This is a genomic window from Ottowia beijingensis (assembly GCF_042680925.1).
GTDB classification, from domain to species: Bacteria; Pseudomonadota; Gammaproteobacteria; order Burkholderiales; family Burkholderiaceae_C; genus Ottowia; species Ottowia beijingensis.
In genome coordinates, this window is the sequence record NZ_JBHUEP010000004.1 from 24100 (window position 1) to 36821 (window position 12722).

Sequence of the window (12722 nt, forward strand, 5' to 3'; positions counted from 1 at the left end):
GCGGTTGGCCTCTGGTGGACGCGGGCTGGCCGGCGATGGCAACGCACCATCGCGGGCCAGCGCGCCCCCACGGAAACCCCAAAAACTATAGCTGCTTGCGCTTGATAGACAATGGTTTCAGGCATTTTTCGCTTGAAATCCATACAGGACGGGCGCAAGCCACTATCAATTTATAAGCGGCCGCCACGCATGATCCCCATCCCCGAGGCCTTCTCCGCCCGCTACGCGCAGGCCCGCGTCAAGTTCCTGGAGGCCGCCGCCACCGCCGGCACGCGCATCGCATCGCAAAACCACCCGCTGCCCGGCCGCGACGGCGAGGTGCTGGCAATGGACACAGCGCTCGACGGCGACGAGCAGAGTGACCGCCTGCTCATCGTGAGCAGCGCCTGCCACGGCGTCGAGGGCTACTGCGGCAGTGGTGTGCAGGTGTTCGCGTTGCACGACGCCGAATGGCGTGCCAGGGCGCGCGAGGCCGGCGTGGCCGTGCTCTACATCCACGCGCTGAACCCCTACGGCTTCTCGCACCTGCGCCGCGTGACGCACGAGAACGTCGACCTGAACCGCAACTTCCCCGACTTCAGCCAGCCGCTGCCCGTCAACGAAGGCTACCGCCGCGTGCACGAGCTGCTGCTGCCCGCCGCCTGGCCGCCCGACGCCGCCAACCAGGCCGCCGTGCAAACCCTCATCGAACGCGAGGGGCTGCCGCTGTGGCAGGCCGCCGTCTCGGGCGGGCAGTACGAGTTTGCCGACGGTCTGTTCTTCGGCGGCCAGGCACCCACCTGGAGCCACCGCACGCTGCGCGCCGTGCTGGCGCAGCACGGCGGCCGGGCGCAGCAGGTGGCCTGGATCGACCTGCACACCGGCCTGGGCCCCAGCGGCGTGGGCGAGCGCATTTACGCCGGCCGCGACGATGCCGCCGCCGTGGCCCGCGCGCGCCGCTGGTGGGGCGACGAGGTCACCTCGATCTACGACGGCTCATCGACCAGCGCGCTGCTCACGGGCCTGATGTGGAACGCCATCTACGACGCCGCGCCGCAGGCCCAGTTCACCGGCATCGCGCTGGAATACGGCACCGAGCCCATCCCCGAAATCATCGACGCCCTGCGCGGCGACCACTGGCTGGCCCTGCACCCCGAGGCGCCGGCCGAACTGGCGGCGCAGATCAAGGCGCGGCTGCTGCGCGCCTTCTACACCGACACCGATGCCTGGAAGGGGCAGATCGTCAGCCAGGCGCGGCAGGCGCTGTTCCAGGCCGTGGATGGGCTGGCGCAAGGCGCCGGCTCGCCGGCCTGAGCCGGGCAGCGCACACATCCTGTCACCAGGCCGCTGGCGCGGGGCGGGAATAAGGCGGCACCCTGGGGCGTTGTCGGTGCAGGCAAGCCCGCCGCACCACACCGAAAGGACCGCCCATGACCCGCACCCTGACCGCCCTGGCCCTCGCCGCCGCCAGCCTGACGCTGGGCACCGCCGCACAGGCCCACACACCGCACCCGCTGACGCCGGCGGTGGCCGATGGCCTGGCGCCCGGCGCGCTGGCCCCCTACCTGCTGACCGTGATGGGCGAGCGGCGCATCGTCCGCGGCGACGACCGCGGTGAGGATGACCGCCGCGGCCGCCGTGGCGGTCGCGCCGACCGGGACGATGACGACGACGACGACCGCCGCAGCCGGCGCGGCCATCGTGCCGACCGGGACGACGATGATGATGACGATGACGACGACCGCCGGGGGCGCAGGTCACGTGATGACGACGACGATGATGATGACGACTGACAGCGCGTCGGCACCATATACTCCCCGCATACCCCGCCGCTAGCGCCCGCCAATTGGGCGCTGGCGAGCGATACCCCCCTGCAAGCTGGTATCAGAACGCGCCGTTCAGCGCCTCGCGCCCTTGCGCGATGACCAGCAGGCCGTCGAAGATCAGGCTTTCCACCAGCTCGTAGGGCCGCGTCATCGACGGCAGCATCTTCCAGCCGGCGCCGCCCGTCATCAGGCACAGCGGCTGCATGTCGCAGTGGCGGAACAGGTTCTGGTACATGCGCTCGCAGGCGCCGGCGATGGCGAAGGTGCCGCCGCTGGTCAGCGCGTCGCTGGTGTTGGTGGGAAATTCCACCACGTCACCGGTGGGCACGTGCAGCCCGGCGGTGCCCGATTCGAGCGCACGCAGCATGATGCCGTGGCCGGGCAGGATCAGCCCGCCCAGAAAGCGCCCGTGCTGGTCGATGGCCTCCACCGTCACCGCCGTGCCCACCATCACCAGGATGATGGGCCGCGCCGGCCCGCGCCGCAGCATGTGGTGGCGCGCGCCGATCATGGCCACCCAGCGGTCGGCGCCCAGGCGGGGCGGAAAGTCGTAGCCGTTGGTCAGGCCCGCCTCGGCCTCGGCGGCCACCACCCAGCGCGGCTCCACGTTCCACAGCTCCATCTGCTCCTGCACGCGGTGCTTCACGGCCTGGCCGGCCACGATGCAGCCGAGCATGCGCGTGGGCTCGGGTATCTGCGACCACACGCCATCGCCCAGGCGGTCGATCTGCTCCAGGAACTCGGCGCCCTGCGCCAGCATGCGCGCGCCAGCGGCGGGTTGGTCGTACAACGTCCACTTCAGGCGCGTGTTGCCGACGTCGAGGGCCAGAAACGTCATGGGGCGCAATATAAGCGGTTTTGTCCTACACCCGATTCGGGGGCGTCGTCCTGGCGACGTCATGCGTTGCGGGTACAGTCCGTGATTCCCTGACCACCAACCAAGGAGAAAGCAATGGGATTGTTCAGTTTCATCAAGGAAGCCGGTGAAAAGCTGTTCGGCGGCAAGGAAGTCGAGCAGGCAGCGGCTGCCAGCGCACCCAACATCGCCGAGCTGAACCAGAAGGCCGGCGACGCCATCAAGACCTACATCGAGAAACAGAACCTGGGCCTGTCGGGCCTGGGCGTCACCTTCGACGGCGCCACTGGCAAGGTCACGCTGAGCGGCAACGCCCCCAGCGAGGAAGCCGCCGAGAAGGCCGGCCTGGCCGCCGGCAACGTGGCCAGCGTGTCCGACGTGGACAACAACCTGCAGTACCCCGCGGGTACGGCATCGCAGTTCCACGACGTGGTGAGCGGCGACACGCTGAGCGCCATCTCCAAGAAGTACTACGGCGATGCCAACAAGTACAACGTGATCTTCGAGGCCAACAAGCCGATGCTGTCGGACCCGAACAAGATCTACCCCGGTCAGAAGCTGCGCATTCCGGCCCTCTGATTTCGATAGCTGCCCGCGCTTGCCCCGCAAGCGCTGCAGCCCGATTTCATGAGCAAACAAGGCACTTTCCGGTGCCTTTGTCGTTTGCGGCGCCAGCGTGGGGCGGCGTAGAGTGCGGCGCATGACCGCCCTCGCCCCCGACGACATCACCGCGCTCGACGCCTGCGCGCTTTCCGACGCCATCCATGCGCGGCGCATCTCGTGCCGCGAGGTGATGCAGGCCAACTTGGCGCGCATCCACCGGCTCAACCCCACGTACAACGCCCTCGTCAGCCTGCGGCCCGACGATGAACTGCTGGCCGAGGCCGAGGCCTGCGATGCCGAGCTGGCGCGCGGCAAATCGGGCCAAGGATCGCGCGGCTGGATGCACGGCCTGCCGCAGGCCATCAAGGACCTGGCGCACGCCGAAGGCCTGCCCACCACGCTGGGCTCGCCGCTGATGACCGACTTCATTGCCAAGGAGGACGGGCTGATGACGGCGCGCATGAAGGCCGCCGGCGCCATCGTCATCGGCAAGACCAACGTGCCCGAGTTCGGCCTCGGCTCGCACACCTTCAACGAGGTGTTCGGCGCCACACGCAACGCCTACGACCCGGCCAAATCGGCCGGTGGCTCCAGCGGCGGCGCGGCGGTGGCGCTGGCGCTGCGCCTGCTGCCGGTGGCCGATGGCTCCGACTTCATGGGAAGCCTGCGCAACCCGGCGGCTTGGAACAACGGCTTCGGCTTCCGGCCTTCGCAGGGCCGCGTGCCGCTGTGGCCGGCGGTGGACGTGTGGATCAACCAGCTGGTCACCGAAGGCCCCATGGCCCGCAGCGTGCGCGACGTGGCGCGGCTGCTGCAGACACAGGCCGGCTGGTCGCCGGATACTCCTCTTTCGATAGCTGACAGCGCTGATTGGGCGGGCGCTGAAGGCCAATTTGACCTGAAATCGCAACGCATCGGCTGGCTGGGCGATCTGGACGGTTACCTGGCCATGGAGCCCGGCATTCTGGACGCCTGCACGCAAGGCCTGCAGCGGCTGGAAGGCCTGGGCTGCGCCGTCGCGCCCGCGCGGCTGGGCATGCCGCCCGCCCGCGTGTGGGACGCCTGGCTGGTCTGGCGCCGCGTGCTGGTGGCCTCGCGCATCGCGCCCTTCTTTCTGCAGGCGGCCAACCGCCCGCGCATCAAGCCCGAGGCGGTGTGGGAGTTCGACCAGGCGCAGGGCTGCACGGCCAACCAGTTCCTGGCCGCCAGCGTGGCGCGCACGCAGTTCCACCAGAGCATGCTGAAGCTGTTCGAGCAGCACGACTTCCTGGCCCTGCCCGCGGCCCAAGTGTGGCCGTTCGACATCGGCGAACGCTGGCCACGGCAGATCGCGGGGCGCGCCATGGACACCTACCACCGCTGGATGGAGGTGGTGATCTACGCCACCTTCGCCGGCCTGCCCTGCATCAGCGTGCCGACGGGCTTCAACGCCGCGGGCCTGCCGATGGGCCTGCAGCTGATCGGCAAGCCGCAGGACGACGCGGGCGTGCTGCGGCTAGCGACGGCGTACGAGCAGGCGATCGGCGACTGGCTGGCGGTGCAGCCGCCGCTTCAGGGGTAGCGCGCCATCACCGCGCCGATCCAGGCGCCAAAGGCGCGGCCCAGCTTACGGTAGCCGCTGGCGTTCAGGTGGATCTCGTTGATCCAGTCGCCCGACGGCCCCGCGTCGTCGGGCGAGGCCGGCAGCAGCGCCACCTGGCCGGCCGAGTCGAACACGTGCACGCCGGGCGTGGCGTCGGGCCCGCCGCTGGCTTGGTCAAAGCCCATCAGCAGGCGGCGCAGGCGCTCGAACAGCAGCTCGGTCAACGCCTGTTGCCAGGCCGCCGGCACACCGTAGCGCAGCAGCACCGGGTACAGCCAGCCCTGCAGCGCCAGCCCGGCGCCGGACGGGCGCGCCACCGCCGTGGCGTAGGTGTGCAGCAGCAGTGGGCGCCCGGCGCTCGGCCCCTGGTCGCGCCAGGCGACGAAGGCGGCCAGGTTGGCGCGCAGGTGGTCGGCCAGCCGCGCCCAGCCGGGCTCGCTGATCCAGTCGGCAGCAGCGCTGGCGTGGCCCACTTCCTCGAACGTGCGCAGCAGGCGCTGCGCCTCGGGCGTCGGCACGCCGGCGTCATCGGCCAATGGCGTGGCGGCGGCGGCGATCAGGTCGTTGCCGTCGGCCGACAACAGCACGGCGTCCCAGTAGCGGGCCAGGCGGCGGTGGTGCAGCAGGCGCTCGCAGTGGCCGTCGGCGCGGCGGTCCACCATACGCTGCAGCGTGTGGCCCGGCGCGGCGCAGTTGACGATGGCGGCCGAGCGCGGCAGGCGCAACTCGGCCAGCAGGTTGGGGCTGTAGCGGCCGGTGGCGGTGATGCTGAACCACGAGTCGCCCTCGGCCAGCAGGCGCCAGCCGTAGTCGGACAGCGGCGGCGCGCTGTCGCGCAGCAACGCCTCGGGCGGAAACAGGTCGGGTGGCATGGCGGCGCCTCCTGGGCAGAAGCCCACAGCCTAGCGGCGACGCGCGCGCAGCGCCATCCCCCGTTGGGCAGAGGCCGTCTGAACTACGTTTTTGATAGCTGCCTGCGCCCGTCCAGCAAGCGCTGAGGGCCAAAAAGGCTTGAAAACCGCGCCGTCAGTTCTGCCGCCACGGCAGGCCGGCGTGGCGCCAGCCGTTCTTGTGGCCGCGCTGGGCGTGCTCGTCCGGCACGCCCTCGAAGCCGCCGGTGATGCTGTAGGCCGTCAGCCCCAGCTCGGTGGCGCGCTGCGCGGCGGCGATGGAGCGCACTCCGCTGCGGCACAGCATCATCAGGCGGCGCCCATCCTCGGCCGCTTGGCGGATCGCGCGGTCGAACCCGGGGTTGAGGGCCATGCCGGGCCACTGCTTCCAGGGCACGGCCAGCGCACCGGGCACGAAGCCGACCCATTCGCGCTCGGCGTCGGTGCGCACGTCCACCAGCACGGCGTCGCCGGCCTCCATCCATTCGTGGGCCTGCTGCGGCGTGATCTCACCCGCATAGCCCTCCGCGGCGGCATCGGCCACCCCGTCGCCGCTGCCGGCGTCCTGCCGCAGGCCGGAGCGCTGGTTGGCCGGCACCGCCTCGTCGATGCGGCGCGGCTTGGGCAGGTCGAGCGCGTTCATCAGCGTGATGAACTCGTCGCGCGACTTGCCTGCCAAGCGCGGGTTGGTGGCCTTTTCGGCGCCGATGGTGGACTGTGTGCGGCCGTGGTAGTCGTGGCACGGCCAGACGATGGTGGTGTCGGGCAGGGTGAACAGCTGCTGGGTGATGCTGTCGTACAGCGCGCCGGCATCGCCCGACTGGAAGTCGGTGCGGCCGCAGCCCTGGATCAGCAGCGTGTCGCCGGTGAACACATGGCGGTCGTCGTGCCGCTGGTCGGGGCGCATCTGGTGGCCCAGCGGCGCCTGGGTGGCCTCGCTGGGCGGCTCGTCGTGCGGGTGCGGGGCGCGCTGCCAGTAGAAGCACACGCCGCCCGCCGTGTGGCCAGGCGTGTGCAGCACCTGCAACTGCTCGCGGCCGAAGCGCACGGTGTCGCCACCGCTCAGCTGCACGGCGGCGGTGCCGATGTCGCAACCCGCCGGCGCAGCGGTGCGCGCGCCGGTCAGCTCGGCCAGCCGGGCGGCGCTGGTGATGTGGTCGGCATGGGCGTGGGTTTCCAGCGCCCAGATCAGGCGCACGTTCAGGCGCTCGAGCGTGGCCAGGTCGCGCTCGAGCTGCACATCCACCGGGTCGATGATGACCGCCTCGCGCGAGTCCTCGTCGAACAGGATGTAGGTGTAGGTGCTGGAAGCCGGGTCGAAAAGCTGGGTGGGGTTCATGCCCCCAGTTTATGCGCGCAGCCCCGGCGGGCGCTATGCGAAGCGAACCAGCAACTCGGCCACTTCGTCGGCACCCAGCTGCTCTTCGGCGATCAGGGTGGCCACCATGGCGAAGAACGCCTTGTCGAGCGCCTTGCGGGCGGCGGCCATCTGCTGGGCCACCTTCTCGGGCTCGGTGTCGGCCTGGATCAGCTTCTGCAGGCCGCGCAACTGGCCCTCCACGCGCGCCAGTCGGGCGCACAGTGCCTTCTTGCGGGCTTCGTCATTGGTCACGGTCATGTCAGCGCGCTCCCAGATTTGGAGTTGTGTCGATATACGGGTACGGGTGGCAGAATGGCCCCATGAAGTTCGGATGGTAGGGCTTCGGACGCCACTTGAACACCACCTGATCGCGCTAACCTGATCTGGGGAGCGGCAAACTGCACAGTACGCGGCCGCGCGAGGCCGCACCCGCACTGCCGCGGACTGGTAAAAACCCTCTGACGCGCAGGGGCTCGCCTCCCACAAGATGACAGCGTTTTGCCGCATACAACAGAGGAGACAGACAGATGGCCCAACGCCCCGCTTCACCCCGCCGCCGCAACCTGCTGAAAGGCGCCGCCGTTGCCGCTGGCGCGCTGACCGCGCCCATGGTGTCTACGGCGCAGACCACGTCGCTGCGCTTTCAGAGCACCTGGCCGGCCAAGGACATCTTCCATGAATACGCTCAGGACTTCGCCAAGAAGGTGAACGACATGGCGGGCAACCGCCTGAAGATCGAGGTGCTGCCGGCCGGCGCCGTGGTGCCGGCCTTCCAGTTGCTGGAGGCGGTGAGCAAAGGCACGCTGGACGGCGGCCATGGCGTGATCGCCTACCACTACGGCAAGAACTCGGCGCTGGCGCTGTGGGGCTCGGGCCCGGCCTACGGCATGGACCCGAACATGGTGCTGGCCTGGCACCACTACGGCGGCGGCAAGGCGCTGGTGGAGGAAATCTACAAGAGCCTGAACATGGACGTGGTGACCTACCTGTACGGCCCCATGCCGACGCAGCCGCTGGGCTGGTTCAAGAAGCCGGTGGCCAAGGCCGAGGACATGAAAGGCCTGAAGTTCCGCACCGTTGGCTTGGCAGTAGACGTGTTCACCGACATGGGCGTGGCCGTCAACCCGCTGCCCGGCGGCGAGATCGTGCCGGCGCTGGACCGCGGCCTGATCGACGCTGCCGAGTTCAACAACGCCTCGTCCGACCGCGTGCTGGGCTTTGCCGACGTGGCCAAGAACTGCATGCTGCAGAGCTTCCACCAAAGCGGCGAGCAGTTCGAGATCCTGTTCAACGGGCCCAAATACCGCGCCCTGCCGCAAGAGCTGCGCAACATCATCGACTACGGCGTGCAGGCCGCCAGCGCCGACATGAGCTGGAAGGCGATCGACCGCAACTCGAAGGACTACGAGGAGCTGAAGAAGGAAGGCGTGAAGTTCTACAAGACGCCTGACGCCATCCTGCGCCAGCAACTGGCCTCGTGGGACAAGACCATCGCCAAGAAGGCGGCCGAGAACCCGTTGTTCAAGAAGGTGCTCGACTCGCAGCGCGCCTTCGCCCAGCGCGCCGGCCAGTGGCAGAACGACTACACGGTCGACTACAAGATGGCCTTCAACCACTACTTCGGCGCCAAGAAGAGCTGACATGCGATGCCGCAGCCGGCAGTCGCGCCGCTTGGCTCGTGCATGGTCCGGGGCGCCCACCAGGGCGCCCTTGTCTTGTGGGCGGCGGCAGCGTGCCTGACGTTCCATTCGATTCTATTTTCATAGCTACCCGCGCAATCAGGGCGGGCGCTGAGGCCGAAAACACCCTTAAACACAACACAACGGTGCGGCGCCGCTGTGCCCGTCACCGGGAGTCGAGTGAATGCAGAATTTCTTGCTCGCCGTCGATCGGCTGTCCACCTGGATCGGCAAGGCCTTTGCCTGGTCCATCGTCGGGCTGACCTTGCTCATCAGCTGGGAGGTGTTCTCGCGCTATGTGCTGAACAAGCCGCACGCCTGGATGCTGGACGCGCAGATCATGCTGTACGGCACGCTGTTCATGACCGCCGGCGCCTACACCCTGGCCGCCAGGGGCCACGTGCGCGGCGACGTGCTGTACGGCTTCTTCAGGCCGCGCACGCAGGCCGCCATCGACCTGGTGCTGTACATCGTGTTCTTCCTGCCGGGCATCATCGCCCTCACCTGGGCCGGCTGGCACTACGCGCAGGAGTCGCTGGCGATCCGCGAGCAGACCTTCAACGCCGATCCGCTGCCGGTGTACCCGTTCAAGTTCGTCATCCCGCTGTCGGGCGCGATCCTGCTGCTGCAGGGCATCGTCGAGATCATCCGCTGCGTGATCTGCCTGCAGACGGGTGAATGGCCGTCGCGCGAGAAGGACGTCGAAGAGGTCGATGTCGACAAGCTGAAGGAAATGGTGCACGTCAAGGACGAGGACATCCAGGCGCTGGACCAGTACGTCGTCGCCCAGGAGCGCCAGTCATGAAGATCCGCAAGGAACTGTGGTTCGGCTTCGTGCTGATGGCGCTGATCGTGGCCGCCGCCATCGGCATGCTGCTGAGCGTCGACAAGGTCACCAACGGCCACATCGGCCTGCTGATGCTGTCGCTGGTGGTGGTGGCGATCATGCTGGGTTTTCCCACCGCGTTCACGCTGATGGGCATGGGCATGCTGTTCACCTGGTTGGCCTACGAGCGCGACACCACGCGCACGCTCGACCTGATGGTGCAGTCGGCCTTCAAGGTGATGGGCAACGACGTGCTCATCGCCATCCCGCTGTTCGTCTTCATGGGCTACCTGGTGGAGCGGGCCAACCTGATCGAGAAGCTGTTCAGGAGCCTGCACCTGTCGATGGCGCGCGTGCCGGGCTCGCTGGCCGTGGCCACGCTGGTCACCTGCGCGGTGTTCGCCACCGCCACCGGCATCGTCGGCGCGGTGGTTACGCTGATGGGGCTGCTGGCGCTGCCGGCCATGCTGCGCGCGGGCTACAGCGTGCCGGTGTCGGCCGGCGCCATCACGGCAGGCGGCTGCCTCGGCATCCTGATTCCGCCCTCGGTGCTGCTGATCGTCTACGGCGCCACGGCCGGGGTGTCGGTGGTTCAGCTGTACGCCGGCGCCTTCTTCCCCGGCCTCATGCTGGCCGGCCTGTACGTGTTGTACGTCATCATCCTGGCCAAGCTCAAGCCGGCCTGGGCGCCGCCGCTCAGCGCCGACGAGCGCACCGTGGCCCTGCCCAGGCCGCTGGTCAGCCTGGGCGCGACGCACGAAGACCGTGCGCTGCCCTTTCTGATGCGTGCCGTCAGGACTGGCGGCAATGCTGAGGCCAGTCCACGCTACCTGCGCCGGCAACTGCTGGTGCTGCTGCTGCCGGCCATCTTCTTCTTGCTGGGCGGCATCTGGGCCTACAGCCAGAGCACGGCCACGCCCACGGTGTACGAGGTGCCGGTCGAGCTGGAACGCCTGGGCGCAGGCCATTCATCGGGCGGCAGCAGCGGCCTCGCGGAACCACCCGGCAGCGGGTTGGCGGAACCACCCGGCAGCGGGCTGGCCGAACCACCCGGCAGTGACGACGTAACCGCACCCGCTTCCGGCCTGGCCGAACCACCGGGCGCCGGCGATGCCGTTGCCAATGGCGTTTCGGAGCCGCCCGGCGCCCCTGCCGCCGCCGGTGGACTGAGCGAGCCGCCGGGCGAGGCCGTACCTGAAGCGGACGCGGAACGCCGCGCCCCCTCCTCCACGTTCTGGATCGTGCTGGGCATCGGTGCGCTGGCATTGCTGGCCTATTACGCGCTGCTCAACATGGCGCGGCTGGAAATCTTCAAGATGCTGCTGGCCAGCTTCTTCCCGCTGGTCGTGCTGATCCTGGCGGTGCTGGGCTCCATCGTGTTCGGCCTGGCCACGCCGACCGAGGCGGCGGCCGTGGGCGCCTTCGGCGGCTACGGGCTCGCCTGCCTCTATGCCCTGAACAAGCGGCGCCGCGAAGCCGGTGCGCTGCGCACCTTCCTGCTGTGGACCCTGCTGTGGCTGCCGGCGCTCGCCACCATCGGCTGGTTCCTGGCCGGACGCAGCGGCGTGGTCGCGGCGCCCGTGCCCATGTCGCTGGGCTGGCTGGCCGTGGCCACGGTCGCCGTCTGGTGCGTGCTGGCCTACCGGCAGGCCGGGCTGAAAGGCGAAGTCAGCGAAAGCGTGTACCTCACCGCCAAGACCTCCGCCATGGTGTGCTGGCTGTTCGTCGGCTCGGCCATCTTCTCGGCCGCCTTCGCGCTGCTGGGCGGGCAGGAACTCGTGGAGCAGTGGGTGCTGAGCATGAACCTGACCAAGACCCAGTTCCTGATCCTGACGCAGGTGATCATCTTCATCCTGGGCTGGCCGCTGGAGTGGACGGAGATCATCGTCATCTTCATGCCGATCTTCGTGCCGCTGCTCGACAACTTCGGCGTCGACCCGCTGTTCTTCGGCCTGCTGGTGGCGCTGAACCTGCAGACGGCCTTTCTCAGCCCGCCGGTGGCCATGTCGGCCTTCTACCTGAAGGGGGTGGCGCCGCCGCACGTGACGCTGAACCAGATCTTCCTGGGCATGCTGCCGTTCATGGGCATCCAGATCCTGGCCATCGTGCTGCTGTACATCTTTCCGCAGATCGGCCTCTGGCTGCCGCAAATCCTGTACAAATAAGCCGCGTGGCGGCTTTCACACCCAGGGCCAGCCAAGCAAGTGGCTGGCCTTTTTACTGCGCAGCCCACATAATTTGACGTTTACGTAAACGTCAACCGAACGGAGACCCGTGCATGGCGAAGAAGAACAACGGCAAGCCCTCCCTGGACCGCTGGCAGGTGCCCGTCGGCGGCAAGGGCTTCGCGCTGAAGGACTGCGACCCCGGCGCCAAGCCCTACGGCAACGGCGACAAGAACGGCGACAAGGCCCGCGTGGCCGAACTGGCCCGCGAGATCGACGCGCTGCAGGACGTGTTCTACGCCGATGGCCGCTTCAAGCTGCTGGTGCTGCTGCAGGGCACCGACACCGCCGGCAAGGACGGCACCATCCGCGCCGTGTTCAAGGAGACCAGCCCGCTGGGCGTGCGCACCCACGGCTGGAAGGCGCCCAGCACGCTGGAGCGCAGCCACGACTACCTGTGGCGCATCCACCAGCAGGTGCCGGCGGCGGGCGAGTTCATGATCCACAACCGCAGCCACTATGAGGACGTGCTGGTGCCGGTGGTCAACGGCTGGATCGACAGGAAGCAGACCGCGCAGCGCTACGCCCACATCAACGACTTCGAGCGCCTGCTCTGCGAGACCGGCACCGTGGTGATGAAGTTCATGCTGCACATCAGCTTCGAGGAGCAGCGCGGGCGCCTGCAAGAGCGCATCGACGACACCGCCAAGCACTGGAAGTTCAGCCTTGGCGACCTGGAAGTGCGCAAGCAGTGGAAGGAGTACCAGCAGGCCTACGAGAACCTGCTGCGCGCCACCAGCACGGACTGGGCCCCCTGGACCGTGGTGCCCGCCGACAGCAAGACGCACCGCAACCTGATGATCGCCACCCTGGTGCGCGACAAGCTGAAAGCGCTCAAGCTGCGCTACCCACCCGACGACCCACAGCTGAAAGGGCTGGTGGTGCAATAGCCGCCA

At 68.6% G+C, this 12722-nt stretch carries 12 protein-coding genes and 1 pseudogene; 8 read left to right on the forward strand and 5 right to left on the reverse strand.

Annotated features, from left to right (window positions below; genetic code table 11):
* The first annotated feature begins 189 nt into the window (after positions 1-189).
* Together ACFSCU_RS02305 and ACFSCU_RS02310 are read left to right on the forward strand one after the other, a co-directional pair.
* Positions 190-1293, forward strand: coding sequence for a M14 family metallopeptidase (locus ACFSCU_RS02305; protein ID WP_180549981.1), 1104 nt, complete (start codon positions 190-192; stop codon positions 1291-1293).
* A gap of 116 nt (positions 1294-1409) precedes the next feature.
* Positions 1410-1772, forward strand: coding sequence for a hypothetical protein (locus ACFSCU_RS02310; RefSeq protein WP_377559780.1), 363 nt, complete (start codon positions 1410-1412; stop codon positions 1770-1772).
* Between the two features lie 91 nt (positions 1773-1863).
* On the opposite strand, the gene ACFSCU_RS02315 is transcribed toward ACFSCU_RS02310, so the two are convergent.
* Positions 1864-2643, reverse strand: a complete 780-nt coding sequence (locus ACFSCU_RS02315; RefSeq protein WP_180549984.1) for a type III pantothenate kinase — start codon at positions 2641-2643, stop codon at positions 1864-1866.
* Between the two features lie 114 nt (positions 2644-2757).
* Between ACFSCU_RS02315 and lysM the strand changes: the two genes are divergently transcribed.
* Positions 2758-3240 carry a peptidoglycan-binding protein LysM gene (lysM, locus tag ACFSCU_RS02320; RefSeq protein WP_180549985.1) on the forward strand — a complete coding sequence of 161 codons (483 nt, stop codon included), beginning with the start codon at positions 2758-2760 and terminating at the stop codon, positions 3238-3240.
* 121 nt (positions 3241-3361) lie between these two features.
* Positions 3362-4825, forward strand: a complete 1464-nt coding sequence (locus ACFSCU_RS02325) for an amidase (protein WP_180549986.1) — start codon at positions 3362-3364, stop codon at positions 4823-4825.
* Here the strand turns inward: ACFSCU_RS02325 and ACFSCU_RS02330 are convergent.
* The 4 genes and pseudogenes from ACFSCU_RS02330 to ACFSCU_RS02345 form a co-directional block, all read right to left on the reverse strand.
* Entirely contained in the window at positions 4816-5718 is a 903-nt protein-coding gene (locus ACFSCU_RS02330) for a hypothetical protein (RefSeq protein WP_180549987.1), read from the reverse strand. The two genes, ACFSCU_RS02325 and ACFSCU_RS02330, sit on opposite strands and share 10 nt — an antisense overlap.
* A gap of 154 nt (positions 5719-5872) precedes the next feature.
* The gene (locus ACFSCU_RS02335) at positions 5873-6280 is read right to left on the reverse strand and encodes a rhodanese-like domain-containing protein (RefSeq protein WP_308645914.1); all 408 of its coding nucleotides are present in this window, start codon (positions 6278-6280) and stop codon (positions 5873-5875) included.
* 24 nt (positions 6281-6304) lie between these two features.
* Positions 6305-7075 (reverse strand): annotated as a pseudogene (locus ACFSCU_RS02340) (MBL fold metallo-hydrolase); the annotation flags it as partial.
* 33 nt (positions 7076-7108) lie between these two features.
* The gene (locus ACFSCU_RS02345; RefSeq protein WP_180549989.1) at positions 7109-7354 is read right to left on the reverse strand and encodes a metal-sensitive transcriptional regulator; all 246 of its coding nucleotides are present in this window, start codon (positions 7352-7354) and stop codon (positions 7109-7111) included.
* Between the two features lie 269 nt (positions 7355-7623).
* On the opposite strand from ACFSCU_RS02345, the gene ACFSCU_RS02350 reads away from it, so the two are divergent.
* The 4 genes from ACFSCU_RS02350 (at position 7624) to ACFSCU_RS02365 (ending at position 12716) form a co-directional block, all read left to right on the forward strand.
* Entirely contained in the window at positions 7624-8736 is a 1113-nt protein-coding gene (locus tag ACFSCU_RS02350; protein WP_180549990.1) for a TRAP transporter substrate-binding protein, read from the forward strand.
* 223 nt (positions 8737-8959) lie between these two features.
* On the forward strand, positions 8960-9580 hold the full coding sequence (locus tag ACFSCU_RS02355) for a TRAP transporter small permease subunit (RefSeq protein WP_180549991.1): 621 nt from the start codon (positions 8960-8962) through the stop codon (positions 9578-9580).
* Positions 9577-11766: a TRAP transporter large permease gene (locus tag ACFSCU_RS02360; RefSeq protein ID WP_377559781.1), complete on the forward strand. Its 2190-nt coding sequence runs from the start codon at positions 9577-9579 to the stop codon at positions 11764-11766. Before ACFSCU_RS02355 ends, ACFSCU_RS02360 begins: the two co-directional genes overlap by 4 nt.
* Before the next feature lie 113 nt (positions 11767-11879).
* Entirely contained in the window at positions 11880-12716 is an 837-nt protein-coding gene (locus ACFSCU_RS02365) for a PPK2 family polyphosphate kinase (protein ID WP_180549992.1), read from the forward strand.
* The last annotated feature ends 6 nt before the right edge of the window (positions 12717-12722 follow it).

Excerpts from the sequence above, each read along its gene's own strand:
- ACFSCU_RS02305 (WP_180549981.1), top strand. The coding sequence starts at position 190 with ATGATCCCCATCCCCGAGGCCTTCTCCGCCCGCTACGCGCAGGCCCGC.
- ACFSCU_RS02310 (WP_377559780.1), top strand. The coding sequence starts at position 1,410 with ATGACCCGCACCCTGACCGCCCTGGCCCTCGCCGCCGCCAGCCTGACG.
- ACFSCU_RS02315 (WP_180549984.1), bottom strand. The coding sequence starts at position 2,643 with ATGACGTTTCTGGCCCTCGACGTCGGCAACACGCGCCTGAAGTGGACG.
- lysM (WP_180549985.1), top strand. The coding sequence starts at position 2,758 with ATGGGATTGTTCAGTTTCATCAAGGAAGCCGGTGAAAAGCTGTTCGGC.
- ACFSCU_RS02325 (WP_180549986.1), top strand. The coding sequence starts at position 3,362 with ATGACCGCCCTCGCCCCCGACGACATCACCGCGCTCGACGCCTGCGCG.
- ACFSCU_RS02330 (WP_180549987.1), bottom strand. The coding sequence starts at position 5,718 with ATGCCACCCGACCTGTTTCCGCCCGAGGCGTTGCTGCGCGACAGCGCG.
- ACFSCU_RS02345 (WP_180549989.1), bottom strand. The coding sequence starts at position 7,354 with ATGACCGTGACCAATGACGAAGCCCGCAAGAAGGCACTGTGCGCCCGA.
- ACFSCU_RS02350 (WP_180549990.1), top strand. The coding sequence starts at position 7,624 with ATGGCCCAACGCCCCGCTTCACCCCGCCGCCGCAACCTGCTGAAAGGC.
- ACFSCU_RS02355 (WP_180549991.1), top strand. The coding sequence starts at position 8,960 with ATGCAGAATTTCTTGCTCGCCGTCGATCGGCTGTCCACCTGGATCGGC.
- ACFSCU_RS02360 (WP_377559781.1), top strand. The coding sequence starts at position 9,577 with ATGAAGATCCGCAAGGAACTGTGGTTCGGCTTCGTGCTGATGGCGCTG.
- ACFSCU_RS02365 (WP_180549992.1), top strand. The coding sequence starts at position 11,880 with ATGGCGAAGAAGAACAACGGCAAGCCCTCCCTGGACCGCTGGCAGGTG.